Origin of the sequence: Pseudonocardia xishanensis (genome assembly GCF_039541715.1) — a bacterium.
GTDB lineage: Bacteria > Actinomycetota > Actinomycetes > Mycobacteriales > Pseudonocardiaceae > Pseudonocardia > Pseudonocardia xishanensis.
Map to the genome: position 1 here is coordinate 39,537 of NZ_BAABGT010000004.1, position 24,182 is coordinate 63,718.

Here is a 24,182-nt window from a genome sequence, read left to right on the forward strand (position 1 = left end):
TCGGCCATGCGCATGGCCGAGCTCAGCCGCACCTCCGGGGTGCCCGTGGCGACGATCAAGTACTACGTCCGCGAGGGCCTGCTGCCCCGCGGCGAGGTCACCACGTCCCCCAACCAGGCGGACTACGGCCCGGCGCACCTGCGCAGGCTGCAGCTGGTGCGCTCGCTCGTCGAGGTCGGCGGGCTCTCCATCGCCGCCGTCCGGGCCACCCTCGTGGCCGTCGACGATCCCGCCGTCCCGCTGCACCACACCCTCGGCATGACGATCGCGGCGGCCGGTCCCGGCACCGGCGGCGCCCCGGAGGACGCCGCCCAGCGCGAGGCCGAGGCCCGGATCGACGAGCTGCTCGCCAAGAAGGGCTGGCGGCCGCACGACGGCGCACCCGGCAGGCAGGCCGCGATCGACTGCCTGGCCACCATGCGGCGCGTCACCGGGACCCGGCTGGACTCCGTGCTCGCGCCGTACGCGGACGCCGTCGAGGCGATCGCCGAGGCCGACCTGGACACCGTCTCGGCCCTCACCGATCCCGAGGAGCGGGTCGAGACCGCGCTGGTCGGCACCGTCCTCGGGGACCGCCTGCTCGCCGCGCTGCGTCGGCTCGCGCGGGAGCACGTGTCCGCCCGGCGCTTCCCGCCCGCAGCGGAGGAGACCTCGTGACCCGCGCGGTCGCGATCGGGGCGGGCGTGGTCGTCGCGACGCCGGGGGCCGTCCGGTTCACCTGCGGCGAACACCGTCCGCTCGGGGTGAAAAGCGGCGGCCGCCGACCACCCGTCGTCCTAGCGTCGGGGTCGTCAGCCGAACACAGCAGGAGGTTCCCGTGCCCATCCCTCCCCACGCGACGAGCGCGGCCGCCGGCGTCGCAGGCCTCGCGGACTCGGTCTTCGAACGCCTGCTCGTCCACCGGATCGTGGTGCTCGGCCGGGAGGTCGACGCGGACATCGCCAACCGCATCGCGGGCCAGATGCTGCTGCTCGCCGCGGAGGACTCCGAGTCGGACATCTCGCTGTACATCAACTCCCCCGGCGGCTCCGTGCACGACGGGCTCGCCATCCTCGACACCATGCGGTTCATCCCGTGCGACGTCGCGACCTACGGGATGGGGCTCGCGGCCTCGATGGGCCAGGTCCTGCTGTCGGCGGGCACCCGGGGGAAGCGGTACGTGCTGCCGCACACCCAGGTGCTGATGCACCAGCCGTCGGCGGGGGTCGGCGGCAAGGAGACCGACATCCGGATCCGAGCGGAGCTGCTGCGGCGCAACAAGGCGGAGATGGCGGGCCTGATCGCCGAGCACACGGGCCAGACCCGCGAGCAGATCATGGCCGACTTCGACCGGGACCGGTGGTTCTCCGCGCGGGAGGCGTTGGAGTACGGGTTCGTGGATCATGTGGTCGCACGCGCCGGAGAGGTGGTCTGACATGCAGATGCGATACACGCTGCCGTCCTTCGTGGAGCGCACGAGCGACGGGGTCAAGGAGTCCAACCCGTACAACAAGCTGTTCGAGGAGCGCATCGTCTTCCTCGGCGTCCAGATCGACGACGCCTCCGCCAACGACGTCATGGCGCAGCTGCTCTACCTGGAGTCCGCGGACCCGGACCGCAAGATCTCGATGTACATCAACTCCCCCGGCGGCTCGTTCACCTCGCTCATGGCGATCTACGACACCATGCAGTTCATCCGGCCGGAGATCGAGACCGTCTGCCTCGGCCAGGCCGCCTCCGCCGCCGCCGTCGTGCTCGCGGCCGGGACCCACGGCCGCCGCCTCGCCGTGCCCAACGCGCGGGTGCTGATCCACCAGCCTGCCGCGGGCACCGTGCAGGGGCAGGTGTCGGACCTCGAGATCCACGCCGCCGAGATCGCCCGCATCCGCGCCCAGATGGAACAGGCCCTGGCCCACCACACCGGCCGGACCGTGGAGCAGGTGCACGCCGACATCGAGCGGGACCGCATCCTCACCGCGCAGGAGGCCCAGGACTACGGCCTGATCGACGAGATCATCCAGCCCCGGAAGCTCTCCCTGGTCCGCTGATCCCGAACACCGTGCAGCGACATTGACGACGCGGCTCCGGCCATCGATGGGCGGGATGTCACCGTCTCGACGTCGACCGGAGTACCCACGTGGTTCGTCCTCTCGCCCGGCGGCGACAAGGCGCTCCGGAGGGCCGTCCGACCGGGTGATCGCCGGACCACGCAGAGCCTGCCGGGCCGACACGGTCTCGGCGATCATGTCGGGATGGAGGTCGTCGAGGAGTCGGTCGGGGGGCTGGTCGTGGTGCGGCCCGCGGGGGACGTGCCGTTCGACGAGGTCGGCGACGAGTTGTTGCCGCCGCACTGGGCGGAGCTGTGGCCGAGCGCGATCGCGCTGGCCGAGGCGCCGTTCCCGGCGGGGGCGCGGGTGGTGGAGCTGGGGTGTGGGCTCGGGTTGCCGAGCCTGGCCGCGGCCCGGGCGGGGGCGGACGTGCTCGCCACCGACCTGTCCGCCACCGCCGTCGGCCTGGTCCGTCGCAGCGCCACCCGCAACGGGCTGACGCTGCGCGCGGAGGCCCGCAGCTGGACCGCCGTCGAGGGCACGTTCGACCTGGTTCTGTGCGCGGACCTGCTCTACGGCCACCGCAACGTCACCGAGCTGCGCGAGGTGCTCCCCCGGCTCGCCCCCGAGGTGTGGCTGACCGATCCCGGCCGTCCGCTCGCCGGCGAACTGCTGGCGGACTGGCACGTCGAGTCGGCGCCGACGGGGCGACCGGGGGTCACCCTCCACCGGCTCAGCTCATCGTGAGTCCGCCGCTGACGCTGACGGTCTGCCCGGTCAGGTACGCGGCGTCGGGCGAGGCGAGGAACGCCACCGTCGCCGCGAGGTCGCTCGGCTGCGCCAACCTGCGGAACGGGATCGCCTTGACCAGCGACTCCCGCAACCTCTCCCCGCCCATCGACGCGAACAGCGCCGTGTCCGTGGGACCCGGGCACACGCAGTTCGCGTTGATCCCGTGCCGCGCGGACTCCCGGGCGATGGTCTTGGTGAACGCGATGACCCCACCCTTCGCCGCCGAGTAGACGGCCTCGCCGGAGGAGCCGACCCGGCCGGCGTCGGACGCCACGTTGACGACGGTGCCGCCGCCCTGGGCGATCATCAGGGGCAGGACGGCCTTGCAGGTGTGCAGGACGCCGTACAGGTTGATCTTCACGATCCGGTCCCAGACCTCCGGGTCCGAGTCGACGAACGGGCCCGCGACGTCCCAGCCCGCGTTGTTGACCAACACGTCCACCCGGCCGAACCGTTCCCGGACCTGCTCGACCATGCTTGCGACGGACTCGCGGTCGGCCACGTCCGCGCGCATCCCGACGCCGCCGACCACCTCCCCCGTCTCCGACGCGGTGGCCTCGTCGACGTCCGTGGCGACGACGGTGCAGCCGTCCGCGGCGAGCCGCTCGGCGATCGCGCGGCCGATCCCCCGGCCCGCGCCGGTCACGATGGCGATCCGCGCGAAGTCCATCAGTGCGGCCGGTAGTACTTGGCGAACTCCGGCGGGCGCTTCTCGGCGAAGGCCCTGGCGCCCTCCATGCCCTCGTCGGACACCGCGAAGAGGTCCAGTGCGGACATGGCCATGTTGGACAGACCGGCCTGGTGGTCGGTGTCGGCGTTGAAGGACTGCTTGAGCACGCGCAGCGCGGTGGGGCTCTTGTCCGCGACCTCCGCGGCCCAGGCCTTCGCGGTGTCGAGCAGCTCGGCCGCCGGGACCACGAGGTTGACCAGGCCCATGTCCAGGGCCTCCCGGGCGGAGTACTGGCGACACCAGAACCAGATCTCGCGGGCCTTCTTCTCCCCCACCACGCGGGCGAGGTAGGCGGAGCCGAACCCGGCGTCGAACGAGCCGACCTTGGGCCCGGTCTGGCCGAAGCGGGCGGTGTCGGCGGCGATCGAGACGTCGCAGAGCACGTGCAGGACGTGGCCGCCGCCGATCGCCAGGCCGTTGACGGCCGCGATGACCGGCTTCGGGACGTCCCGGATCAGCTTGTGCAGGTACCCGATCTCGAACATGCCGGAGTCCGACGGCCCGTAGTCGCCGGTCTCGGCGCGCTGCTTGACGTCCCCGCCGGTGCAGAAGGCCTTGTCCCCGGCTCCCGTCAGGATGATCGCGCGGACCCCGTGGTCCGCCCACGCGGCACGGAACGCCCTGGTCAACTCCTCGACCGTGCCCGCGGTGAACGCGTTGTACCGGTGCGGGCGGTTCATCGTGATGACGGCGGTGGTGCCGTCGACCTCGTACTCGACGTCCATGTCGACCCCTTCGTCGCTGCCCGACCACCGTGACAAATTTTGACTCTTGGGTCAAGATATGACCTGTGAGTCAGCGTGTGGCCCGCAAGCGCGGGGAACGGGTGCGGGCGATCCTCACCACGGCCGCCGAGCTGCTCGGCGAACGCGGGTACGAGGACGTGAGCCTGGAGGACGTGGCCGAGCGGCTGGACGTCACCAAGGGGTCGCTCTACTACTACTTCGCGAGCAAGGACGAGCTGGTCACGGCGGCGATCGAGACCCTGGGCACGGACTGGACGGACCGCCTGGAGGCGCTGCCGGTCGCGGGCCCGCCCGCCGAGCGGCTCCGTGCGCTGCTGCGCGAGCACATCCGGATCGCGGTGCGCGAGTACCCGGCGGCGTTGCGGCTGTTCCTGGTGCCGGACGACTGGCCCGCGGAGCAGCAGGCCCGCATCAAGGCCCTGCGGCGGCGACACGACGGGGTGTTCCGGGCCGTCGTCGAGGAGGGGCTGCGCAGCGGCGAGTTCGCCGTGGTCGCGGTCGGTCCCACGCTGCAGGCGATGCACGCGGCGATGTCGCAGGCGCCGGTCTGGGTGCGCGGCGAGGAGCAGATCGACCAGCTCGCGGACACCCTGATGCGGCTGGTCAGGGCGTGATCGTGCCGTGCACCTCGCCGAGGGAGAACCGGCTGCCGTCCGCGCGCGGCGCGGAGGCCACGATGGACACCTCGTCGCCGTCGTTGAGGTAGTGGCGGGTGGTGCCGTCGGAGAGGGCGAACTCGTCCCGGCCACCCCAGGTCAGCTCGAGCAGGCAGCCGCGCTGGTCCCGGCGGGGGCCGGAGATCGTGCCGGAGCCCAGCAGGTCACCGGGTCGGATCGGCGCGCCGTTGGTGGTCAGGTGCGTGACGAGCTGGGCCGGGGTCCAGTAGAGGTCCGCCGCGGGCGGGGTGGAGATCCGCTCGCCGTTGAGCCGGACCTCCAGGGTGAGGTCGAGTCCGCGGTCGGCCTTCCCGAGCAGGTAGGGCAGCGGCTGGGGGTCCCGCGCGGGCGGGTCGAGCCAGGCGCCCGCCAGCTCGTCCAGCGGGGTGATCCAGGCCGAGATCGAGGTGGCGAAGGACTTGCCCAGGTGCGGGCCGAGCGGGCGGGACTCCCAGGCCTGGATGTCGCGGGCGGACCAGTCGTTGAGCAGGACCACGCCGAAGACGTGGTCGAGCGCCTCCTCGATCGGCACCGGGCCCCGGCTGCGTCCGCCGAGGACGAGGCCGAGCTCGGCCTCGAAGTCCAGCGCCTTCGTCGGGCCGAGGTCGCCGGGGCCGCGCTGCCCGTGCGGCCGGACGACCGGGGTGCCGCTGACCTGCACCGTCCCGGCCCGGCCGTGGTAGCCGACGGGGAGGTGTCGCCAGTTCCCACTGACCCCCGCGCCGGCCCGGATGATCGCCGACGCGTTCGCGGCGTGCTCCTCGCAGGCGAAGAAGTCCACGTAGTCCGCCACCGTGAACGGCAGCACCGGCACCACGCCCGCCTGCGGCAGGGCGTAGGGCGCGAGCCGGTCCGGATCGGCCAGCCAGTCCGTCAGCCACTCCCAGACCTCGCGCCAGGCCGGGCGGCCCGCCGCCAGCAGCCCGTCCAACGTCGGGGCGCCGAGCAGCGTGGGATGAGGGCCGTCCTGCGCCGCGGCCAGGGTCCCGACGTCCACGTACGCGCCGCCGACCGGCACCGCGATCCGCGAGGGCCCCGGCCTGCCCGCCCCGGCGACCACCCCCAGCGCGGTGCCGAGCGGCGGGTCCGGCGGGAGTAGATCGGCGGCGGTCATGCCGGGTGAGGCTAGTGGCGGGCCCGCTTCTCAGCCACCGCCGCGGTGGTCACCGCCCTCGTCCCCGTCGGGGGTGCCCCGTAGCCTCGCCGTCCGTGGAGATCGTGCGGATGTCGTGCTGTGGGTCGACGTGGGTGGGCGCCGACCGCGCGCACTGCTGCCGCCGGTTCGCCGGGTGCGGGGCGGTGTTCGACGACGCGCCGTTGTTCGACACCCATCGCCCCCGCGGCACCTGCGTCGATCCGCGCACGTTGGACCTCGCGCAGACGAAGAACGGGATCTGGCTGCGCCCCCTCGATCTCGCCGGGTGACCCGTGAAAGGGTCGCGATGAGCGCATCCGTTCGAAGGAGTGGGATCAGCATGTCGCAAGAGGTCCGCGGGGTCGTGTCCCTGGAGAAGGGCAAGCCGGTCTCGGTCGAGACGATCATCGTCCCGGACCCGGGCCCGGGTGAGGCCGTCGTGGCGGTGCAGGCGTGCGGGGTGTGCCACACCGACCTGCACTACCGCGAGGGCGGGATCAACGACGAGTTCCCGTTCCTGCTCGGCCACGAGGCCGCCGGGATCGTCGAGTCCGTGGGTGAGGGTGTCACCGAGGTCGCGCCCGGGGACTTCGTGATCCTGAACTGGCGGGCGGTCTGCGGGCAGTGTCGGGCCTGTCGCAAGGGCAAGCCCTGGTACTGCTTCAGCACTCACAACGCCACCCGGAAGATGACCCTGGCCTCCGGGCGGGAGCTCTCCCCCGCGCTGGGGATCGGGGCGTTCGTGGAGAAGACCCTCGTCGCCGCCGGGCAGTGCACCAAGGTCGACCCCGCCGTCACGCCGCAGGTCGCCGGGCTGCTCGGCTGCGGGGTCATGGCAGGCATCGGGGCGGCGATCAACACCGGCGGCATCGGCCGGGGTGACTCCATCGCCGTCATCGGCTGCGGCGGCGTCGGCGACGCCGCCATCGCAGGCGCGCAGCTCGCGGGCGCGACGACGATCATCGCGGTGGACCGGGACGACCGGAAGCTGGAATGGGCGCGCGGCTTCGGCGCCACCCACACCGTCAACGCCTCCTCCGGCGACCCGGTCGAGGCGATCAAGGAGCTGACCGGCGGGTTCGGCGCGGACGTGGTGGTGGACGCCGTGGGGCGGCCGGAGACCTGGAAGCAGGCGTTCCTGGCTCGCGACCTCGCGGGCACCGTCGTGCTGGTGGGTGTGCCGACGCCGGACATGATGGCGCCGGAGCTGCCGCTGATCGAGTACTTCGGCCGGGGTGGGGCGCTCAAGTCGTCCTGGTACGGCGACTGCCTGCCGTCGCGGGACTTCCCGATGCTGGTCGACCTGCACCTTCAGGGACGGCTGCCGCTGGAGAAGTTCGTGTCCGAGGAGATCGGGCTCGACGACATCGAGACCGCCTTCGAGAAGATGCACCGCGGGGACGTGCTGCGCTCGGTGGTCGTGCTCTGATGGCGGGTATCGATCACGTGGTCACGTCCGGGACGTTCTCGCTCGACGGCGGGACCTGGGACGTCGACAACAACGTCTGGATCGTCGGGGACGACCGTGAGGTGGTCGTCGTCGACGCCGCGCACGACGCCGAGGCCATCGCGACGCTCGTCGGGGACCGGCGGGTGGTGGCGATCGTGTGCACCCACGCCCACGACGACCACGTCAACCAGGCCCCGGCGCTGGCGGACCGCTTCGGCGCACCGATCCTGCTCAACCCGGCCGAGGCCCCGCTGTGGGAGATGACCTGGCCGGACCGCAAGCCGGACGGCGAGCTCGCCGACGGGCAGATCATCACCGCGGGCGGGATCGAGCTCAAGGCCCTGGTCACCCCGGGCCACTCCCCCGGCTCGACCTGCCTCTACGCACCCGAGCTGGGCACGGTCCTCACCGGGGACACCCTGTTCGCGGGCGGGCCCGGAGCGACGGGCCGGTCGTACTCGAGCTTCGACACGATCATCGACTCGATCCGGACCACACTGCTGCCGCTGCCGGGCGACACCACGGTCCGCACCGGCCACGGGGACGCCACCACGATCGGCACCGAGGCCCCGCACCTCGAGGAGTGGATCACCCGCGGCCACTGACCGCGGCGGGCGCCGACGCGGGGGTCAGCCCTCCGCGACGGCGTCCCCGCCGGTGCGTGAACGCGGCAGCAGGAGGGTCGCGAGCTGGATCAGGGCCGCGGTGGCGAAGGCGGCGCGGAAGCCGAAGGGCTGGGCGATCGCGCCGAGGCCGCTCGCGCCCGCGCCCGTACCCGCGTCGAACCCGATGTTCCAGGCGGCGCTCGCGGCGCCGTAGCGTGCGGGTCCTGCGGCGGCGAACAGGCTGACCAGCGAGTCGTTCTGCACCATCCCGAACCCCACCCCGACGGCGAGCGCACCGGGCACGAACAACCACGTCTGCCCCACGGCCAGCACCTCCACCCCCATCCCGACGGCGACGAGCACCCCGCCCGGGACCAGCAGCCTGCCCGGCCCCCGGCGGTCGACGAGCGGGCCCGCGATCCCGCGGCCGACCACCCCGCCCAGCGCCGCCGCGAACAACGCGAGCGGCACGGCGACGCTCGCGGACGGCGCGACCAGCGGCAGGAACGTCACGAGTCCGCCCTGGGCGACCGAGCCGGCGAACATCGCGGCCATCGGGGCCACGCCGGCGCGGACGAGGGACCGCCGGTTGCGTGCTCTCAGGGCGGTGTCCGCAGCGCTGGAAGCACGCGATTCGCGATCATGCGACCGTGAGCGCACGAAACGTGCGATCCAGGCGGGGCCGGGCACCTCGCATCGCGGGTGGTCGGGACGTCCGACTCGTCTGTCGGGAGCGGGGGACTCGCGCGTCGGGAGTGGGGGACTCGCGGGGATGCGTAGGAAGGGGACGAGCAGGGCGCCCAGGAGGGGGGCGACCGCCGCGGTCAGGAAGACACCGATGAAGCCCACGAGGTCGACCGTCGCCACGCCGAGCGGCAGCAGGACCAGCAGCGGGAGGCCGATCGCGTAGCCGTACCGGGAGGAGGCCCGGCCATGCTCGGCGGGCGGGACCAGCTCCGCGACGACCGCGCTCCCGGCCACCGTCAGCAGGCCGAACCCGATCCCGCGGGCCGCGCAGAGCACGAGCACCGGGCCCAACGCCGCCGTGACCAGTAGGAACGGCGCGGGCACGCCGAGCAGCACCAGGCCCCCGCCGAACACCGCGCGGTAGCCCAGCCGCCGGATCAGCCACGGCACCGTGAGCTGGGTCGCGACGGTGGTCGCCATGAAGACCCCCGTCGTGGAGCCCGCGCCGAACTCGCCTGCGCCCGCCCGGCTCACCCACAGCGGCAGCACCGGCAGGAGCAGGGCGTGCCCGCCGATGCCGAGGACCGTCAGCACCAGCACCAGCCGGAAGGCCGGGCTCCTCACGGGGTCGGGCGCCAGACCCTGGTGTCGGTGACGATCGCCGTCACCAGGTCGGCGGGGGTCACGTCGAAGGCCGGGTTCCAGGCGTCGACGCCTGCGACCACCTCGGCCGGGTCCCGCTCCTCGATCTCGATCTCCGCGCCGGACGCGGTGTCCAGGTCCACCGTCGTCTCCGGCGCCGCGACCACGAACGGGATCCCCGCCCTGGCCGCCGCCAGGGCCAGCGGATACGTCCCGACCTTGTTCGCGACGTCCCCGTTCGCGGCGATCCGGTCCGCCCCGACCACCACCGCGTCGACGAGCCCGCGCGCGATCACCGACGCCGCCGCCCCGTCCACGACCACCCGGTGCGGCACGCCGATGGCCGCCAGCTCGACGGCGGTGATCCGTGCGCCCTGCAGCAGTGGCCGGGTCTCGTCCGCCACCACCAGCGACACCCGCCCCTGCGCGTGGAGCGACCGCACCACGCCCAGCGCCGTCCCCCACTCGACGCAGGCCAGCGCTCCGGCGTTGCAGTGGGTGTGCAGCCGCAGCGGCTGCTCCCCGCACAGCTCCACCAGCAACGCCGCACCGCGGGTGCCGATCGCGTGGCAGGACGCGACGTCCTCGGCGAGCAACGCCTGCGCCTCGGCCAGCGGGTCCGCGGCGGCCGCCGCCCGCTCGACCCCGCGCCGCAGGTTGACGGCGGTGGGCCGGGCGGAGGCGATCAGCTCCGGGTCGGCACCCTCCCGCCGCGCCAGCACCACCCCGAAGGCCCCGGCGACGCCGAGCGCGGGGGCACCCCGGACCACCAGCCGTCGGATGGCGGTGACGAGCTCGTCGACCGTCCGCACGGTGATCCGGTGCACCGCGGGTAACCGGGTCTGGTCCAGGAGGACGAGCGCGTCGTCCTCCCAGGCCAACGTCGAGGGGAGGTCAGTGGCGGAGGACACCCGTGAACCTTCTCAGAACGAGACACCGGCGACAGGGCGGGCACCCTATAGTCGGCGCACCCGTTAGAGGCAGCTCACCAACGTTGTAGGCGAGGCTACATGCGCGTGTGGATGGTCGTGGCGCTCGCCGTCGCGCTCCTGACCTCGGGCTGCGCCGCCCGGACGGTCACCGCCGACCGGCCCCCGGTCGCACAGCGGACGCTGCAGGTCACCACGACCACCACCATGATCACCGACGCCGTGCGGCGGATCGGCGGCGAGCGGGTGGAGGTGACCGGGCTGATGGGCCCCGGCGTGGACCCGCACCTGTTCAAGGCCAGCGCGCGGGACGTGCGGACCTTCCGGAACGCGGACGTCATCTTCTACGGCGGGCTGAACCTCGAGGGCAAGATGGGCGACCTGCTGGCCGACCTCGGCGCCCGCCAGCCGACCCGGGCCGTCACGGACGGGATCCCGCAGGAGGCGCTGCTCAGCCACGGCGGCAGCCCGGACCCGCACATCTGGTTCGACGTCGTGTTCTGGCAGGACTGCGCCCGCACGATCGCGGACCAGCTGACCGCGCTCGACCCCACCCACGCGGACGTCTACCGCGCCAACCTGACCGGATACCTGTCAGACCTCACCGAGCTGGACGGGGAGGTCCGCGCGCTGATCGCCGCCATCCCCCCGGAGCACCGCATCCTGGTGACCTCGCACGACGCCTTCACCTACTTCGGCCGCCGCTACGGCATCGAGGTCGCCGCCATCCAGGGCATCTCCACGGCGGCGGAGGCGACCACCGCGGACGTCGAGCGGGTGGCGGCGCTGCTGGCCGATCGCCGGGTGCCCGCGGCGTTCATCGAGACCTCGGTACCCCGCCAGACCGTGGACGCGCTGCTCGCCGCGACCGCGCAGCGGGGGTTCACCACCCGGATCGGCGGGGAGCTCTACACCGACTCCGCGGGTGACCCGGGCACCCCGGAGGGCACGTACATCGGCATGGTCCGCGCCAACGCCGAGATGATCGCCGCGGCACTGGGCTCGCGAGAGCAGGAGAGGTGAGGATGGACGTCCTCGAGATCGACGGGCTCACGGTCAGGTACCGGGACGTGCCCGCGCTGTGGCGGGTGGACGCGACCTTCCCGCGCGGCGCGCTGTCCGCGATCGTCGGGCCGAACGGCGCCGGCAAGTCCACGCTGCTCAAGGCCGCCCTCGGGCTGGTGCCTGCGGACGCGGGCACGGTCCGGATCGCGGGCGCCGAGGGCCGCGCGGCGCTGGCGCACCTGGCCTACGTGCCGCAGGCCGAGGCCGTCGACTGGGACTTCCCGATCACCGTCGACGAGGTGGTGGCGATGGGCCGCTACCGCGCCGTCGGCTGGTTCCGACGGGTCGGCCGCGCGGACCGCGCGATCGCCGCGGACTGCCTGGAGCGCGTCGGCATGGGCGCGTTCGCGGGCAGGCAGATCGGGCGGCTGTCCGGCGGGCAGCGGCAGCGGGTGTTCCTGGCCCGCGCGCTCGCCCAGCAGGCCGAGGTGCTGGTCATGGACGAGCCGTTCGCCGGGATCGACGCCCGCACCCAGGCCGACCTGCTGGACCTACTGCGCGAGCTCGCGGACGACGGCGGGTCGATCGTCGTCGTCCACCACGACCTGGCGCAGGTGCGCAGCGCGTTCGACTGGGCGCTGCTGCTCAACGTCCGCGCGCTCGGCTGCGGCCCGGTCGCCGAGACCCTCAGCGAGGACCGGGTCCGCGCGGCCTACGGGGCCGGGCTGCCCGAGGGGACGCCGGTGTGGACCGGCTGAGCATGCTCCTGGGCCTCCCCTACACCGACACCGTCGTGGTCGCGGGCGCGCTGGTGCTCGGGATCTCCGCGGGTGTGCTCGGCTCGTTCGCCGTGCTCCGCGGCCGGTCGCTGGTCGGGGACGCGATCGCGCACTCGACGCTGCCCGGCGTGTGCGTGGCCTTTCTCGTCACCGGGACGAAGGAGGTGGCGGGGCTGCTGGCCGGGGCGGCGGTCGCCGGGCTGGTCGCGGCACTGCTGATGGTCGCGGTGGAGCGCAGCGTGCTGCGCGCGGACACCGCGATCGGCGTGGTGCTGTCCGGCTTCTTCTCGCTCGGGATCGTGCTGCTCACCCACATCACCGCGACCGGGGACGCCCAGCAGGCCGGGCTGGAGGCCTTCCTCTTCGGGCAGGCCGCGGGCCTGTTGGAGCGCGACGTCGCCGTGATGGGGGCGGTCGGGCTCGTCGGGCTGGTCGCGGTGGGGGTCCTGCGCCGCGCGCTCGCCGCCACCCTGTTCGACCGCGCCTACGCGGCCGCGCTCGGGTTGTCGACGCGGCTCGTGGAGGCGGCGGTGACCGCGTTCCTGGTGGCCGCCGTCGTCATCGGGGTGCGGCTGGTGGGGGCGATCCTGATGGTGGCCATGCTCGCCGTGCCGACGGTCGTGGCGCGGCAGCTGTCGGACCGCTTCGGCCGGGTCCTGGTGCTGGCGGGGATCGTGGGCGCGGTCGTCGGGGTGGTGGGTGCGTTGCTGGCCACCCGCGGGCAGCTGCCGACCGGGCCGGTGATCGTGCTGGTCGGGGTCGTGGTCGCCGTGCTCGCGGTGCTGCTGGCGCCTGGTCGCGGGGTGCTGGCCAGACGGGCCCGCCGCGCGCGGCGGGCGCGGCGGATCGCCTTCGACCGGGCGCTCGGCGACCCGGCGGCGGCGTCGCGCGGGGCGCGGCGGCGGCTCGTCCGGGCCGGGTTCCTCGGCGAGGACGGCACGCTGACCCCGGAGGGCGTGGTCGCCCAGCAGGACCGGGCCGAGCGGGTGGCGCTGGGCATGGCCTGGCTGCACTACGGCCCGCAGATCCGGCTGCGGGACGCCCGGGAACCCGACCTGCGAGATGTGCGGGAGTCCCTGGAACCGGCGGCGCTGGCCGAGCTCAAGCAGCTGGCGGGCCTGCCGTGACCGCGGACGACCTGGTCATCGTGCTGGTCGCGGGCCTGACCGCGACCGCCTGCGGGCTGCTCGGCCCGTTCCTGGTGCTGCGCCGGATGGCCCTGCTGTCCGACGCCGTCAGCCACGCCGTGCTGCCCGGCATCGTCGCCGTGTGGTTGATCGGCGAGACCCGCGCGCCGGTGCCGGTGGTCGCGGGTGCGGCGGCCTTCGCGGTGCTGTGCGTGCTGGGCATCGAGGCCATCCGGGCGACCGGGCTCGTGGCGTCCGACGCGGCGATCGCCCTGGTCTTCCCCGCGCTGTTCTCCCTCGGTGTCCTCGGCATCACCCGGTACGCCTCGGACATCCACCTCGACCTGGACTCGACGATCTACGGCGAGATCGCGTTCACGCCCTTCGACACGGTGACGGTGGGCGGGCTCGAGCTCGCCCGCTCCGGCGTGGTGCTGGCCGCGGTGGTACTGCTGAACGTCGTGGTCGTCGCGGCGTTGTGGAAGGAGCTGCGGGCCACCACGTTCGACCCGGAGTTCGGCCGCGTGACCGGGATGCGGCCGCGGCTGCTGTCCCGGCTGCTGCTGATCGCGGTGGCCGTCACCGCCGTCTCGGCCTTCGAGGCCGTCGGCGCGATCCTCGTGGTCACCATGTTGATCGTCCCCGCGGCCACGGCCGCGCTGGTCACCCGTCGGATGGGCGCGATGGTCGCCGTCACGCTCGCCGTCGGCTGGGTGGGCGCGATCCTCGGCCACGTGGCGGCCCTGACCTTCGACACCTCGATCGCCGGCGCGATGGGCCTGGTCTGCTCGGCCTGCTTCGTGCTCGCGCTGGCGGGACGGCGGTTCCTCGGAGCGGAGGCGCGGAGCCTGCGCTCTGCCGACGGCCCCGACGACCCCGACGGCGGGGTGCTCACTCAGCCCGACACCACGCCCGACCCGGCAGGTGCCCGCGGGCGGACCGGCCCCCTCGCCGAGTGACGGACTACCCCGACACCGCCTGGCCGGCGTCGCCGTACCCGGGCGCGGTGCCGGGGACCTCGTTCGTGCACGTGCCCGGCGGCGGCCACGCCCTGCGCGGCGACCCGGACGCCGCCCTGGTCGAGCTCGGCGAGCCCCCGATGGCCGCCAGGGTCCCGGTGCTGGCCTACGGCTCCAACCGCAATCCCGCCAAGATCGGCTGGCTGCGGGACGCGCTCGGCCTCACCGGCGCGGTCGTCGTGCTGCGCTGCACCGTGCGGGACGTGGCGGCCGTCTGGGCCGCGGGCCTGCGGGTGGTGGACGACCAGCGCCCCGCCGTCCTCGCCGCCGCACCCGGGGCGGTCGAGGAGCACTCGGTCTGGTTCGCGACGCCGGAGCAGGTCGCCGTCCTGGACCGCTGCGAGGGCCGCACGGTCGGCCGCTACCGCCTCGCCCACCTGCACAGCGGCGAGGTGCGCCTCGACACCCGCGGCATCGTCCTCGACGCGCCGCTGACCTACCTGGGCGCGGCGGAGGTCCGCAGACCGCTGCTGGTCGACGGCGTCCCGGTCCGCTGCGCCGCGGTGCCCCAGACCGAGGCCCGCGCGCTGGAGGGCGTGCCGGCCCCGTCCGACGGCCTGACCGCGACCACCGTCGCGGGCCCGCCGGCACCGGACTCCTGGCCGGACCGCCTGTTCGTCTACGGCACCCTGCAGCCCGGCGAGCGCGCGTGGCACCTGCTGGAGCCCCTGGTCTCGGCCGTGGCACCGGCGCGGGCGCGGGGCTCCCTGCTCGACACCGGCCTCGGCTTCCCCGCCCTGCTCCCGGGCGCGGACCCGGTCCCCGGCCACGTCGTGACCCTCCGCGACCCGGCGGCCACCTTCCCCGCTCTCGACGAGTACGAGGGCCCCGAGTACACCCGCCGCCGCATCCCCGTGGAGGGACGTGCGTGTTGGACATACGTATGGATCGACCGGACGGACGGCTTCTCCCCGATCACACGCTGGTGACCTCCGGGCGCCACGACCGCACGTTTCGTGCGCGCAGCGCTGCATGATCACCGATTGGGTGCCGTCAGCGCGGTCCCGGCCGCGCTGAGCGCACACTTCCGGCGATCGTGTCGGTCCCCGAAAGCACTCGCGCCGCCCGCCCCCGCCGGACACACTCACCGACCGTGAGCCTCACCGTCCGTCGCGCGACCGACGCCGACTTCGACGCCCTGATCGAGCACGACCAGCGCGGCTTCGGCACCACCCACGCCCCCGGCTGGATCGAGGCCGTGCGTCGACTGCTCGATCTGGAGCGGTTCCTGTTCGCCGAGGTCGACGGCGTCCTCGCCGGCGTGACGGGCGCGGTGCCGTTCCCCATGGGTGTGCCCGGCGGGCAGGTGGGCATCGAGGGGGTGACCTGGGTGTCCGTGCTGCCGACCCACCGTCGTCGCGGTGTGCTGCGGGCGCTCATGGAGGCCCAGATCCCCACACTGGGCACGGCGGTCGCCGCCCTCACCGCCAGCGAGGGAACGTTGTACGGCCGCTACGGCTACGGCGCCGCCACGGAGTACCGCCGCATCCGCATCGACCGGCGCTTCGCCGTGTTCCGCCCGGAGGCACCGGATCCCGGCGGCGTCCGGATGATCACCCGGGACGAGGCACGCACCCATGCCCCGGAGGTCCACGCCCGCTGGGCCGCCGCGACCCCCGCCTCCGTCCTGCGCGGTCCGGTCCTCTGGGAGTACTTCCTGGACGATCCCGCCGACGAGCGAGACGGCGGCACCGCCCTGTTCCACCTCGCCCACCCGGACGGCTACGCCTCCTACCGGATGCACCACGACCGCGGCACCATGGTCGTGCGGGACCTCTTCGCCGCGACCCCCGAGGCGCACGCCGCGCTCTGGCGAGTGCTGCTCACCGGCGACTTCGTCGGCCACCTCGAGACCACCCAGTGCCCACCGGGGGACGCGCTCGGCTTCCTCCTGACCGATCCCCGCCTCATCCGGACGACCGAGCAGCGCGACGGCGTGTGGGTCCGCGTGCTCGACGTCCCCGCCGCCCTCGCCGCCCGCCGGTACGCGCGCGAGCTCGACCTGGTGCTGGAGGTGCACGATCCCCAGCTGGGCACGTCCCGCACCCGGCTGACCGGGGGCCCCGACGGCGCCGACGCCGCCCCCACCGACGCGCTCCCGGACGTCGTCCTCGGCGCGTCGGCGCTGGGCTCGCTCTACCTCGGCGGGCACCGCGCGAGCACGCTCGCCCGCGCCGGCCTGGTCGAGGGCCCCGGCGTCGCGGCACTCGACGCCGCCTTCGTCGCCGACCGCCCCCCAATGCACGGAACGGGATTCTGAGGCCCGAGGATCAGCCGAGCGGGTCGCGGCCGATGAACGCCAGCAGGCGGGTCTGCACGTCGGCGTCCGCGGGCACGGGCACCGCGGGGCCGTACTGCCCCGAGGAGCGCAGCAGCTCCTCGATCGGCACCATCCCGGCGAGCAGGTCGGCGCAGGTCTCCGGGTCGAGCCGCTCGTCCTGGCCCGTGGCCCGGGCCAGGTCCCAGGTGTGCATGAAGACGTCCGAGGTGTAGAAGCGGTCGACCGCGTCCGGCAGCGGCAGCTCCCCCACCATCGGGTGGCGGAACGGGGTGGCCGCCTCCGGCCCGTCGAGCAGCCGCTGGACCGCGTCCGCGTGCACCTGCCAGGCGGCGACCGGGTCCTCCTCCGGAGACGGTCCCCGGTCGAGCACCAGTCCGGTCGCGCTCTTCAGGAACTCCGGGAACCACTCGACCAGGTGCCCGACCACGTCCCGGGCCCGCCAGCCCGTCACCGGGGCGGGCGCGTCCCAGTCCGACGCGCCCCGCACCCGGTCGGTGAAACCGGCCGCCACCGCGCGGTGACGCTCGGCTGGGGCCGCGGGGAGGGTCACTCCGACTCCCCGATCTCGCCGTCGGCGAGCAGCCCGTCCAGCTTGGCGTAACCCTGGTCGATCCCGACCTCCATCCCGCTGCGCAGCATGCCGTCCCGCGCCTCGAAGCTGTCGCACAGCGACTGGGCGTGCAGCCGGGTGCGGCCGTCGCCGAGGTCGGTGAACGTCAGGGTCTCCAGCGCGACGCCGTCCGGCATGCCCTCCCACGTGAAGGTCTGCACGATCCGGTCCGGGCGGACCTCGTGGAAGCAGCCGTGGAAGCCGAAGTCCACCCCGTCCCGGGAGGCCACGTAGCGCCAGGCCCCACCGGTGGTCGCGTCCCAGCGGTCCAGGACCGTCGTCATGCCGTCGGGCCCGACCCACCGGGCGAACAGCTCCGGATCGGTGTGCGCCCGGAACAGCTGGGCCGGCGTGGCCGCGAAGTCCCGGGTGATGCGGATGATCGGGACCGTCGGGTCCGCCTCGATCGTCGCGGTCGTCATCGTGGTCGTGTCGCTCATGCCGTCTCCTCGGTGTGCGGCGGGCGGCGCCCGCTCTCCTCGTCGTCCATGTCCGCCAGGACCGCGTCCAGGCGCCGGTAGCGGGCCTCGGCCCGCTGCCGGTAACGCTCGATCCACTTCGTCATCAGGTCGAAGACCTCCGCCTCCAGGTGCACGGGGCTGCGGCGGCCCGCCGCGGCGCGACTGACCAGGCCCGCCTGCTCCAGCACCTTCAGGTGCTTGGAGACGGCCTGCACACTCACCTCGTACGGCGCCGCCAGCTCCCCCACCGTGGCGTCCCCCTCGGTCAGCCGTGCGACCAGGTCACGCCGCGTCGGGTCGGCCAGCGCCGCGAACGCCTGGGACAGCGGGTCGGTCATGTCACCCCTCGAATCTCAACCTTCCGGTTGAGAACACGGTAGACCGCCCGCACCACTTCGTCAACCGCCTGGTTGAGAAATCCGCGCCAGACCCTGCACGCCCGCGCGACCTCGCCTAGCGTGATCGGTCGACCGAGACAGGGGACGTGATGAGCGAGAGCAACGCACAAGATCACGGTGGGGTGAAGGTCGAGGAAGCCGACCCTGCCACCGTGCGCAAGGCCGTGGCAGGCGCGGCGATCGGGAACGGCGTCGAGTGGTTCGACTACGCCGTCTACGCCTATCTGACCGTCCAGATCGGGCTCAACTTCTTCCCCGACTTCTCACCGGCGGCCCAGTCGCTGTTCGTGTTCGCGGGGATCGCCATCCCGTTCGTGCTCCGCCCACTGGGCGGGATCATCCTGGGTCCCTTGGGCGACCGCTTCGGTCGACGCCAGGTCCTCGCCGTGACGATCGTGCTGATGTCGGGCGCGACGTTCCTCATCGGTCTGCTGCCGAGCTTCAGCGTCATCGGGTTCGCGGCGCCGATCCTGCTGCTGACGCTGCGGCTGATCCAGGGCTTCTCCACCGGCGGCGAATACGGCGGTGCGGCGACCTTCATCGCGGAGTACGCGCCGTCCAAGCGCCGGGGCTTCTTCGGCTCGTTCCTGGAGTTCGGCACGCTCGCAGGCACCGTCCTGGGTGCAATCCTCGCGACCGCCGTACAGCTCGGGCTGTCCGAGGAGTCGCTGAACAGCTGGGGCTGGCGGATCCCGTTCCTGGTGGCAGGCCCGCTGGGGCTCGTCGGCTTCTACCTGCGGTCCAAGCTCGAGGACACGCCTGCCTTCCGCGCCGCGGAGCAGGAGAACACCACGACCACGGCCCCGTTCCGCGAGGTCATGCGCAACGTGTGGCCACAGATCCTGCAGCTCATCGGGTTCGTGATGCTGCTCAACGTCGCGAACTACACGCTGCTCACCTACATGCCGAGCTATCTCACCCAGACCATCGGGATCGACGAGACCGAGTCGCTCGTGGTGCTCATCGTGGTGATGCTCGTGATGATGGTGGTCATCACGCCGATCGGCAGGCTCTCGGACCGCATCGGCCGCAAGCCGCTGCTGCTCGGCTCCGCCATCAGCACGCTCGTCCTCGCCATCCCCGCGTTCTGGCTGATCAGCCAGAAGGGCTGGGTGCCGGTCACCATCGGCATCGCGATCCTGGGCATCCAGCTCGTCCTGATGCTGGGCACCATCGGGTCGGCGCTGCCCGCCATGTTCCCGACCCGGAACCGCTACGGGGGCTTCTCCATCGGCTACGCCACGTCCACCGCGGCCTTCGGCGGCACGGCGCCGCTGATCAACACGGCGCTCATCCAGGCCACCGGGAACACCTACATCCCGGCCTTCTACCTGATGCTGGCCGCGGCGGTGGCCATCTACCCGCTGATCAGGATGCCGGAGACGGCGAAGCTCGACATCTCCCACCCCACGCGGATCCCGGGCACGGACCACTACGTCCCCGACCGCGAACCGGCGGCCACCGGCAGCTGACCCGCCACGGCGGACGACCCCCTCGCACGCGGCGAGGGGGCCGTCCGTGTCCCGGTGGGACTCAGCCCATCGACGGGCCGAGGCCCAGGGACTGCGGGGTGCTCGCGTCCGGGCTGGGCTGCGGGATGCCGTCGTCCAGGGGGCCGTACTCCGTCATCAGGGCCTTGTTCCAGGGCGTCTGCTCCTCGGCGACCAGGGAGTTCGTCGTCAGGATCAGGCCCGCCACGGACGCGCCGTTCTGCAGGGCGGAGCGCACGACCCGCAATGGGTCGATGATGCCCATCTCCACCATGTTGCCGAAGCGGCCCTCGAGCGCGTCGAAGCCCTCGTCGACGCCGAGGTCCGTGACCTGCTTGACGACGTCAGCGCCGTCGTAACCGGCGTTGGACGCGATCAGGTGCACCGGCTCCGTGAGCGCGGCCCGCACGATCTCGACGCCGATCCGGTAGTCGTCGTTGACCTCGAGCGAGTTCAGCGCGGACTCCGCGTGCAGCAGCGCCGAGCCGCCGCCCGCGACGATCCCCTCCGCCATGGCGGCGCGGGTGGCCTGCAGCGAGTCGTCGACGCGGTGCCGGATCTCCTTGAGCTCGGCGTTCGTCGGCGCGCCCACCGAGATGATCGCGGCCTTCCCGGACAGCCGCGCGATGCGGTCGTTGAGCCAGTCCTCGTCCGTGCCGATGGAGGCGCGGTGCATCTCGGCCCGCAGCTGCGAGAGCCGCCGGTCGACGGCCTCCTTCGCACCGGCGCCGCCGATGATCGCGGTCTGCTCGTTGGTCGCGCGGACCTGGGCCGCCCGGCCGAGGTGTTCCGTGGTCATCTGCTCCAGCGCGAAGCTCGACGCCTTGGAGTGGACCTTCGCGCCGGTCAGCGCGGCCATGTCCTCCAGCAGGTGGACGCGCTTCTCGCCGAATCCGGGGGCCTGGATCGCGGTGACCTTGAGGTGGCCGTTGACGTGGTTGTGCACCAGCATCTGCAGCGCGGTGCCCTCGACCTTCTCGGCCACGATGACCAGCGGCCGCGGGTCGCGCATGAGCTTCTCGAGCACCGGCATCAGCTGCCGGACGTCGGTGATCTTCTCCGCGGACAGCAGGATGTAGGGGTCGTCCAGCACGGCCGTCATCGAGCCGGGGTCGGTGACCAGGTAGGGCGAGACGTAGCCGTTGTCGAACTCGAAGTCCTCGACGAAGTCGACGGTCAGGCCCAGGACCGGGCCGTCGTCGACGGAGATCACGCCGTCGTCGCCCACGGTGTGCAGCGTCCGCGCGACGACGGAGCCGATGGTCTCGTCGTCGTTCGCGGAGATCGCGGCCACGCGCGAGAGGTGCTCGAGCGAGTCGACCGGGTGCGCGACGCTCGACAGGTGCTCGACGATCTTGCCGACGGCCAGGTCGATACCGCGCTTGACCAGCACCGGGTTGCCGCCGGACTGGATCGCCTTCATGCCCTCGCGGACGATCGCCTGGGCCATCACGGTGGCCGTGGTGGTGCCGTCGCCGACGATGTCGTTGGTCTTGATCGCCGCTTCCTTGAGGATCTGCGCGCCCATGTTCTCGAAGGGGTCGCGCAGGTAGATCTCGCGGGCGATGGTCACGCCGTCGTTCGTCACCTCGGGCGTGCCGGTGATCTTCTCCAGGACGACGTTGCGGCCCTTCGGGCCCAATGTGGACTTGACGGCCTCGGCGAGCTGGTCCACGCCGGCCTGCAGCGCTTTTCGGGCGTCCGCCCCGAACTTGAGTTCCTTGGCCATGGCAGGGGTCCTCCTGGGAATGAGAGCGACGTCGGTCTCGTGCGCGGGTGGAACCGACCTCCCCGCCCGCACGCCGGTTGCGGACCGGGTGCGGGGCGGGAACGGTGCGGCGAACGTGCTCCCTGCCGCCCGGCGGGCCTCACCGGGGGACGGCAGGGGCCGCACGAACGGCACTTTCGTGCGCTAGGTCCGCACCAAAGTGCCGTTCGTGCGCAAACGGGATTACGAGACGGCGGGCGGGAGCATGTCGCCGATGAACTCGGCGGCCTCCTCGAGGTTCCCGAACATGACCGTCCGGTCATCCATGTGGATCATCTTCCCGTAGTGGGTCGACATGTTCTCCTCGAACTCGGCGGCGTCGTAGAAGCCCGGCTCCTCGCCGAGGGCCTCGGAGATGTCGTCGTAGACGAAGTCCATGCGGCCCACGCAGTCGACGCGGATCATCGACGGCAGGTGGGTGATCGTGACGTTGTCCTGGCGATCCATGACCTCCGCGACGACGACCCCGATCTGGTTGTTCATCAGCGTCACACCGCACTTGCCCGACGCGCTGCGGTCCGCCTTGAACGGACTCTCGGCGGTCTTGAAGCTCGTCACTGGTTCAGCTCCTTCGGGACGGCGAGACCGAGGTCGGTCACGATGCCGGAGAAACGGTTCTTGACGTGATCGAGGCTGTCCTCGAAGCGCGGCGGCCGTGCGTCCGGCAGCGACCAGATCGGCTGCAGCGTGCGGGCGGCCTCGATGGCCTGCGGCACCCACTTCGACAGCCAGCCCTGCATCAGGTCCTTGTTGTGCTGGGCGAACTCGCGGTCCTGGGTGAGCGGGCCGAAGCAGGCCTGCGTCCAGCGCAGGTCGCGCTGGGCGAAGTCGAACTCCGCGGCACCCATGACCGTGGGCGTCACGAAGTCGCCGTTGCCCGCGGCGGCCTGCATGACCAGCTGCGAGCGGAACAGCTCGCCGAGCAGCGGCTCGAACACGACGTTCGTGGCGAAGATGGACTCGCCCCAGTCGTCGTCGACGGCGGTGAGGGCCTCACAGACCTTCCGCACGCCCTGCCACTCGGGGTCGTTGTTCCACGCGTCGAGGTGCGCGGCGCCGTCGAAACCGTCGATCTCCTCGGTGAGGGTGAGGTTGTACAGCGCCAGGTCCTGCGCGAACCGGATCTTGTGCATGCTGTTCACCGCCATGGCGGTGTTGTGCATGTTCGTGGGACCGGAACGGTTGCAGGCCGCGAACACGTAGAGCCCGAGGATGTGCTCGATGTGCATCCACGCGCCGACGTTGCGCTCGACGAACTGGATCCAGTTCGGCGTCCACTGGGAGAACGCCTTGGAGTTGCGCGCGTTCTCGATGTTCTGGTTGAGCTGCCGGACGACGTTGGCGTTGTACCGGTAGAAGGTGAGTTCCCACTCCTCGTTGGGGTCGCGGAACTCGTGCCAGCCGTGCGCGGGCCACTCGTAGCCCTTGCCGCCGGATCCGGGGAAGCGCTCCGGCTCCGGCCGGTCCACCCCCCACGCCTTGAGCTTCGTCCAGGTCAGCGGGTAGCCCGCGGAGCCGTCGGCGAAGCCGTAGATCCAGCCCTGCGACAGGTAGTGGCGCGGGTCCGGCTGGACGTCGACGGTGACGTCCTCGTAGTGGGTCTGCTTGCGCTTGGCGGGCTTGTAGTAGTTGTAGCGCCGGGCGCTCGCGCCGGAGTCGGGGAACTCGCGAGCGCCGGCTTCCGCGTCCGTGAACACGGGCCTCGGGACGCTGCGTTCGGGCCTCTCGGTGGTGGTCATTGGCCGTCCTCCTGCTCACCTGTGGTGGTGAACTTGTCGTAGAAGATGTTCTCCTCGCGCACGCCCAGTGCGGTCAGCGTCGCGATCGCCGCGTCGACCATGGGCGGTGGACCGCAGACGTAGGCGTCAGCACCCTCCAAAGTGGATTCCGATTCCTGAAGGACGTCCGTGATCAGGCCGGTCTTGCCCTCCCACGGTGCGTCGTCCGGCTCCGACAGGGCCGGCACGTAGGTCAGGCCGGACGGCAGTCGCCCGCCCAGCTCCGCTATCTCCTCGGCGAAGCACAGGTCCTTCGCCGTCCGCGCGCCGTAGTAGAAGCGCGCCCTCCGCTCGACCGAGCGCTCGGCCATCGACCGCAGCAGCCCGAGAACCGGCGCCATTCCCGCGCCCCCACCGACGAACACGATGTCCGACGTGCGGTTCTCCCGGAGGGTGAAGGTCCCGAACGGCGCCTCCACCTCGAGCTGGTCGCCGACCTGCAGCTTCTCCGCCATGAACTCGGAGAACAGGCCGCCGGGGTAGATCTTGATGACGAACTCGAACTCCCCGTCGCGGTTCGGGGTGTTCGCCATCGAGAATGATCGGGTCTCCTCCGTGCCGGGCACGGTGAAGTCCATGTACTGGCCGGGGAAGAACTTGATCTCCTCCGGTTCGAGCAGCTTGACCACCAGGCGGCGGAGGTCGTGGGTGACCTCCTCGTTCACCAGCACCTCGACGGTGCCCCTCCGCAGCGGCAGGCCGGAGCGGATGATCTCCTCGTCGTAGTTGAGGAGCTCGATGGTCAGGTCCTCGTAGGCGTGGGCCCGACACAGCAGCGTCGAACCCTCCTCCTTCTCGTAGTCGGGGAGGGCGAAGGTCGAGTAGCTGTCCAGCTCGATGTCCTCACCCTCGAGGACGAAGGACTTGCAGGCCGCGCACTGGCCCTCCTTGCAGCCGTGCATCAGCTGCACGCCCTGCTCGGCGGCCGCGCGGAGGATGGTCTGGTCCTCGTCGACCTCGATCTCGATGCCGACCGGTTCGAACCGGACGACGTGCTTGTCACCCAAGACGGGCCCCTCTCGATGTTCTCGCGGGAAGAGGGCCGGCCAGCGGGGAGGGAGCCGGAG

At 72.5% G+C, this 24,182-nt stretch carries 27 protein-coding genes; 15 read left to right on the forward strand and 12 right to left on the reverse strand.

What is annotated here, in order from left to right:
• The first annotated feature begins 12 nt into the window (after positions 1 to 12).
• The 4 genes from ABD993_RS01280 (at position 13) to ABD993_RS01295 (ending at position 2,774) form a co-directional block, all read left to right on the forward strand.
• Positions 13 to 657 carry a MerR family transcriptional regulator gene (locus tag ABD993_RS01280; protein ID WP_345411836.1) on the forward strand — a complete coding sequence of 215 codons (645 nt, stop codon included), beginning with the start codon at positions 13 to 15 and terminating at the stop codon, positions 655 to 657.
• Between the two features lie 166 nt (positions 658 to 823).
• Entirely contained in the window at positions 824 to 1,414 is a 591-nt protein-coding gene (locus ABD993_RS01285) for a ClpP family protease (protein WP_345411988.1), read from the forward strand.
• A gap of 1 nt (position 1,415) precedes the next feature.
• Positions 1,416 to 2,027: an ATP-dependent Clp protease proteolytic subunit gene (locus ABD993_RS01290; RefSeq protein ID WP_345411837.1), complete on the forward strand. Its 612-nt coding sequence runs from the start codon at positions 1,416 to 1,418 to the stop codon at positions 2,025 to 2,027.
• Between the two features lie 204 nt (positions 2,028 to 2,231).
• Positions 2,232 to 2,774 (forward strand): class I SAM-dependent methyltransferase, encoded by a 543-nt coding sequence (locus tag ABD993_RS01295; RefSeq protein ID WP_345411839.1) that lies wholly within the window; start codon positions 2,232 to 2,234, stop codon positions 2,772 to 2,774.
• On the opposite strand, the gene ABD993_RS01300 is transcribed toward ABD993_RS01295, so the two are convergent.
• Both ABD993_RS01300 and ABD993_RS01305 read right to left on the reverse strand, forming a co-directional pair.
• Positions 2,761 to 3,489 carry an SDR family NAD(P)-dependent oxidoreductase gene (locus ABD993_RS01300; protein WP_345411841.1) on the reverse strand — a complete coding sequence of 243 codons (729 nt, stop codon included), beginning with the start codon at positions 3,487 to 3,489 and terminating at the stop codon, positions 2,761 to 2,763. The two genes, ABD993_RS01295 and ABD993_RS01300, sit on opposite strands and share 14 nt — an antisense overlap.
• Complete coding sequence (locus tag ABD993_RS01305) at positions 3,489 to 4,274, reverse strand: enoyl-CoA hydratase-related protein (protein WP_345411842.1); 786 nt, start codon at positions 4,272 to 4,274, stop codon at positions 3,489 to 3,491. The genes ABD993_RS01300 and ABD993_RS01305 overlap by 1 nt, the downstream gene beginning before the upstream one ends.
• A 65-nt stretch (positions 4,275 to 4,339) precedes the next feature.
• On the opposite strand from ABD993_RS01305, the gene ABD993_RS01310 reads away from it, so the two are divergent.
• A complete protein-coding gene (locus tag ABD993_RS01310) occupies positions 4,340 to 4,909 on the forward strand; it encodes a TetR/AcrR family transcriptional regulator (protein ID WP_345411844.1) in 570 nt (189 codons plus the stop codon).
• Here ABD993_RS01310 and ABD993_RS01315 read toward each other — a convergent pair.
• Positions 4,899 to 6,065, reverse strand: coding sequence for a fumarylacetoacetate hydrolase family protein (locus tag ABD993_RS01315; RefSeq protein WP_345411846.1), 1,167 nt, complete (start codon positions 6,063 to 6,065; stop codon positions 4,899 to 4,901). The genes ABD993_RS01310 and ABD993_RS01315 overlap by 11 nt on opposite strands.
• A gap of 95 nt (positions 6,066 to 6,160) precedes the next feature.
• Here ABD993_RS01315 and ABD993_RS01320 point away from each other — a divergent pair, with 95 nt between their 5' ends.
• Genes ABD993_RS01320 through ABD993_RS01330 form a run of 3 tightly spaced genes read left to right on the forward strand, consistent with a single transcriptional unit; the run spans position 6,161 to position 8,141 of the window.
• Positions 6,161 to 6,376: an FDXHR family putative zinc-binding protein gene (locus tag ABD993_RS01320; protein WP_345411848.1), complete on the forward strand. Its 216-nt coding sequence runs from the start codon at positions 6,161 to 6,163 to the stop codon at positions 6,374 to 6,376.
• A gap of 50 nt (positions 6,377 to 6,426) precedes the next feature.
• On the forward strand, positions 6,427 to 7,515 hold the full coding sequence (locus tag ABD993_RS01325; protein ID WP_345411850.1) for an S-(hydroxymethyl)mycothiol dehydrogenase: 1,089 nt from the start codon (positions 6,427 to 6,429) through the stop codon (positions 7,513 to 7,515).
• Positions 7,515 to 8,141, forward strand: a complete 627-nt coding sequence (locus ABD993_RS01330) for an MBL fold metallo-hydrolase (protein ID WP_345411852.1) — start codon at positions 7,515 to 7,517, stop codon at positions 8,139 to 8,141. The genes ABD993_RS01325 and ABD993_RS01330 overlap by 1 nt, the downstream gene beginning before the upstream one ends.
• A 24-nt stretch (positions 8,142 to 8,165) precedes the next feature.
• Here ABD993_RS01330 and ABD993_RS01335 read toward each other — a convergent pair whose 3' ends face one another.
• A complete protein-coding gene (locus ABD993_RS01335) occupies positions 8,166 to 9,452 on the reverse strand; it encodes an MFS transporter (protein WP_345411854.1) in 1,287 nt (428 codons plus the stop codon).
• Positions 9,449 to 10,381: an S-methyl-5-thioribose-1-phosphate isomerase gene (gene mtnA, locus ABD993_RS01340; protein WP_345411857.1), complete on the reverse strand. Its 933-nt coding sequence runs from the start codon at positions 10,379 to 10,381 to the stop codon at positions 9,449 to 9,451. Before mtnA ends, ABD993_RS01335 begins: the two co-directional genes overlap by 4 nt.
• 99 nt (positions 10,382 to 10,480) lie before the next feature.
• Here mtnA and ABD993_RS01345 point away from each other — a divergent pair, with 99 nt between their 5' ends.
• The 6 genes from ABD993_RS01345 (at position 10,481) to ABD993_RS01370 (ending at position 16,589) form a co-directional block, all read left to right on the forward strand.
• Positions 10,481 to 11,422, forward strand: coding sequence for a metal ABC transporter solute-binding protein, Zn/Mn family (locus ABD993_RS01345; protein ID WP_345411859.1), 942 nt, complete (start codon positions 10,481 to 10,483; stop codon positions 11,420 to 11,422).
• 2 nt (positions 11,423 to 11,424) lie between these two features.
• Positions 11,425 to 12,162, forward strand: a complete 738-nt coding sequence (locus ABD993_RS01350) for a metal ABC transporter ATP-binding protein (protein WP_345411861.1) — start codon at positions 11,425 to 11,427, stop codon at positions 12,160 to 12,162.
• Positions 12,150 to 13,310: a metal ABC transporter permease gene (locus tag ABD993_RS01355; RefSeq protein WP_345411864.1), complete on the forward strand. Its 1,161-nt coding sequence runs from the start codon at positions 12,150 to 12,152 to the stop codon at positions 13,308 to 13,310. Before ABD993_RS01350 ends, ABD993_RS01355 begins: the two co-directional genes overlap by 13 nt.
• Positions 13,307 to 14,269 (forward strand): metal ABC transporter permease, encoded by a 963-nt coding sequence (locus ABD993_RS01360; RefSeq protein ID WP_345411866.1) that lies wholly within the window; start codon positions 13,307 to 13,309, stop codon positions 14,267 to 14,269. Before ABD993_RS01355 ends, ABD993_RS01360 begins: the two co-directional genes overlap by 4 nt.
• Positions 14,266 to 15,258 (forward strand): gamma-glutamylcyclotransferase family protein, encoded by a 993-nt coding sequence (locus ABD993_RS01365; RefSeq protein WP_345411867.1) that lies wholly within the window; start codon positions 14,266 to 14,268, stop codon positions 15,256 to 15,258. The genes ABD993_RS01360 and ABD993_RS01365 overlap by 4 nt, the downstream gene beginning before the upstream one ends.
• 164 nt (positions 15,259 to 15,422) lie before the next feature.
• Positions 15,423 to 16,589 carry a GNAT family N-acetyltransferase gene (locus ABD993_RS01370; protein WP_345411868.1) on the forward strand — a complete coding sequence of 389 codons (1,167 nt, stop codon included), beginning with the start codon at positions 15,423 to 15,425 and terminating at the stop codon, positions 16,587 to 16,589.
• Between the two features lie 10 nt (positions 16,590 to 16,599).
• On the opposite strand, the gene ABD993_RS01375 is transcribed toward ABD993_RS01370, so the two are convergent.
• From ABD993_RS01375 to ABD993_RS01385, 3 genes are read right to left on the reverse strand one after another with little or no spacing between them, the layout of a single operon-like run.
• Positions 16,600 to 17,160, reverse strand: coding sequence for a TIGR03086 family metal-binding protein (locus ABD993_RS01375; protein ID WP_345411870.1), 561 nt, complete (start codon positions 17,158 to 17,160; stop codon positions 16,600 to 16,602).
• A complete protein-coding gene (locus ABD993_RS01380) occupies positions 17,157 to 17,660 on the reverse strand; it encodes an SRPBCC family protein (RefSeq protein ID WP_345411871.1) in 504 nt (167 codons plus the stop codon). The genes ABD993_RS01375 and ABD993_RS01380 overlap by 4 nt, the downstream gene beginning before the upstream one ends.
• A complete protein-coding gene (locus ABD993_RS01385; protein ID WP_345411873.1) occupies positions 17,657 to 18,019 on the reverse strand; it encodes an ArsR/SmtB family transcription factor in 363 nt (120 codons plus the stop codon). Before ABD993_RS01385 ends, ABD993_RS01380 begins: the two co-directional genes overlap by 4 nt.
• Positions 18,020 to 18,168: 149 nt before the next feature.
• Here ABD993_RS01385 and ABD993_RS01390 point away from each other — a divergent pair, with 149 nt between their 5' ends.
• Entirely contained in the window at positions 18,169 to 19,551 is a 1,383-nt protein-coding gene (locus ABD993_RS01390) for an MFS transporter (protein WP_345411875.1), read from the forward strand.
• A 61-nt stretch (positions 19,552 to 19,612) separates the two neighbouring features.
• Here ABD993_RS01390 and groL read toward each other — a convergent pair whose 3' ends face one another.
• The 4 genes from groL to ABD993_RS01410 form a co-directional block, all read right to left on the reverse strand.
• On the reverse strand, positions 19,613 to 21,298 hold the full coding sequence (gene groL / locus ABD993_RS01395) for a chaperonin GroEL (protein WP_345411876.1): 1,686 nt from the start codon (positions 21,296 to 21,298) through the stop codon (positions 19,613 to 19,615).
• A gap of 222 nt (positions 21,299 to 21,520) precedes the next feature.
• Positions 21,521 to 21,895, reverse strand: a complete 375-nt coding sequence (gene mimD, locus ABD993_RS01400; RefSeq protein WP_345411877.1) for a propane 2-monooxygenase effector subunit MimD — start codon at positions 21,893 to 21,895, stop codon at positions 21,521 to 21,523.
• A complete protein-coding gene (locus ABD993_RS01405; RefSeq protein WP_345411878.1) occupies positions 21,892 to 23,076 on the reverse strand; it encodes an aromatic/alkene monooxygenase hydroxylase subunit beta in 1,185 nt (394 codons plus the stop codon). Before ABD993_RS01405 ends, mimD begins: the two co-directional genes overlap by 4 nt.
• Entirely contained in the window at positions 23,073 to 24,122 is a 1,050-nt protein-coding gene (locus ABD993_RS01410; RefSeq protein WP_345411879.1) for an FAD-binding oxidoreductase, read from the reverse strand. Before ABD993_RS01410 ends, ABD993_RS01405 begins: the two co-directional genes overlap by 4 nt.
• Positions 24,123 to 24,182: the final 60 nt, after the last annotated feature.

Bases quoted from the DNA above. Each gene is read 5' to 3' on its own strand.
- ABD993_RS01305 (WP_345411842.1), bottom strand. From the start codon at position 4,274: ATGGACGTCGAGTACGAGGTCGACGGCACCACCGCCGTCATCACGATG.
- ABD993_RS01295 (WP_345411839.1), top strand. From the start codon at position 2,232: ATGGAGGTCGTCGAGGAGTCGGTCGGGGGGCTGGTCGTGGTGCGGCCC.
- ABD993_RS01330 (WP_345411852.1), top strand. From the start codon at position 7,515: ATGGCGGGTATCGATCACGTGGTCACGTCCGGGACGTTCTCGCTCGAC.
- ABD993_RS01350 (WP_345411861.1), top strand. From the start codon at position 11,425: ATGGACGTCCTCGAGATCGACGGGCTCACGGTCAGGTACCGGGACGTG.
- ABD993_RS01280 (WP_345411836.1), top strand. From the start codon at position 13: ATGGCCGAGCTCAGCCGCACCTCCGGGGTGCCCGTGGCGACGATCAAG.
- ABD993_RS01345 (WP_345411859.1), top strand. From the start codon at position 10,481: ATGCGCGTGTGGATGGTCGTGGCGCTCGCCGTCGCGCTCCTGACCTCG.
- groL (WP_345411876.1), bottom strand. From the start codon at position 21,298: ATGGCCAAGGAACTCAAGTTCGGGGCGGACGCCCGAAAAGCGCTGCAG.
- ABD993_RS01405 (WP_345411878.1), bottom strand. From the start codon at position 23,076: ATGACCACCACCGAGAGGCCCGAACGCAGCGTCCCGAGGCCCGTGTTC.
- ABD993_RS01385 (WP_345411873.1), bottom strand. From the start codon at position 18,019: ATGACCGACCCGCTGTCCCAGGCGTTCGCGGCGCTGGCCGACCCGACG.
- ABD993_RS01315 (WP_345411846.1), bottom strand. From the start codon at position 6,065: ATGACCGCCGCCGATCTACTCCCGCCGGACCCGCCGCTCGGCACCGCG.
- ABD993_RS01290 (WP_345411837.1), top strand. From the start codon at position 1,416: ATGCAGATGCGATACACGCTGCCGTCCTTCGTGGAGCGCACGAGCGAC.
- ABD993_RS01300 (WP_345411841.1), bottom strand. From the start codon at position 3,489: ATGGACTTCGCGCGGATCGCCATCGTGACCGGCGCGGGCCGGGGGATC.
- ABD993_RS01380 (WP_345411871.1), bottom strand. From the start codon at position 17,660: ATGAGCGACACGACCACGATGACGACCGCGACGATCGAGGCGGACCCG.
- ABD993_RS01325 (WP_345411850.1), top strand. From the start codon at position 6,427: ATGTCGCAAGAGGTCCGCGGGGTCGTGTCCCTGGAGAAGGGCAAGCCG.
- ABD993_RS01390 (WP_345411875.1), top strand. From the start codon at position 18,169: ATGAGCGAGAGCAACGCACAAGATCACGGTGGGGTGAAGGTCGAGGAA.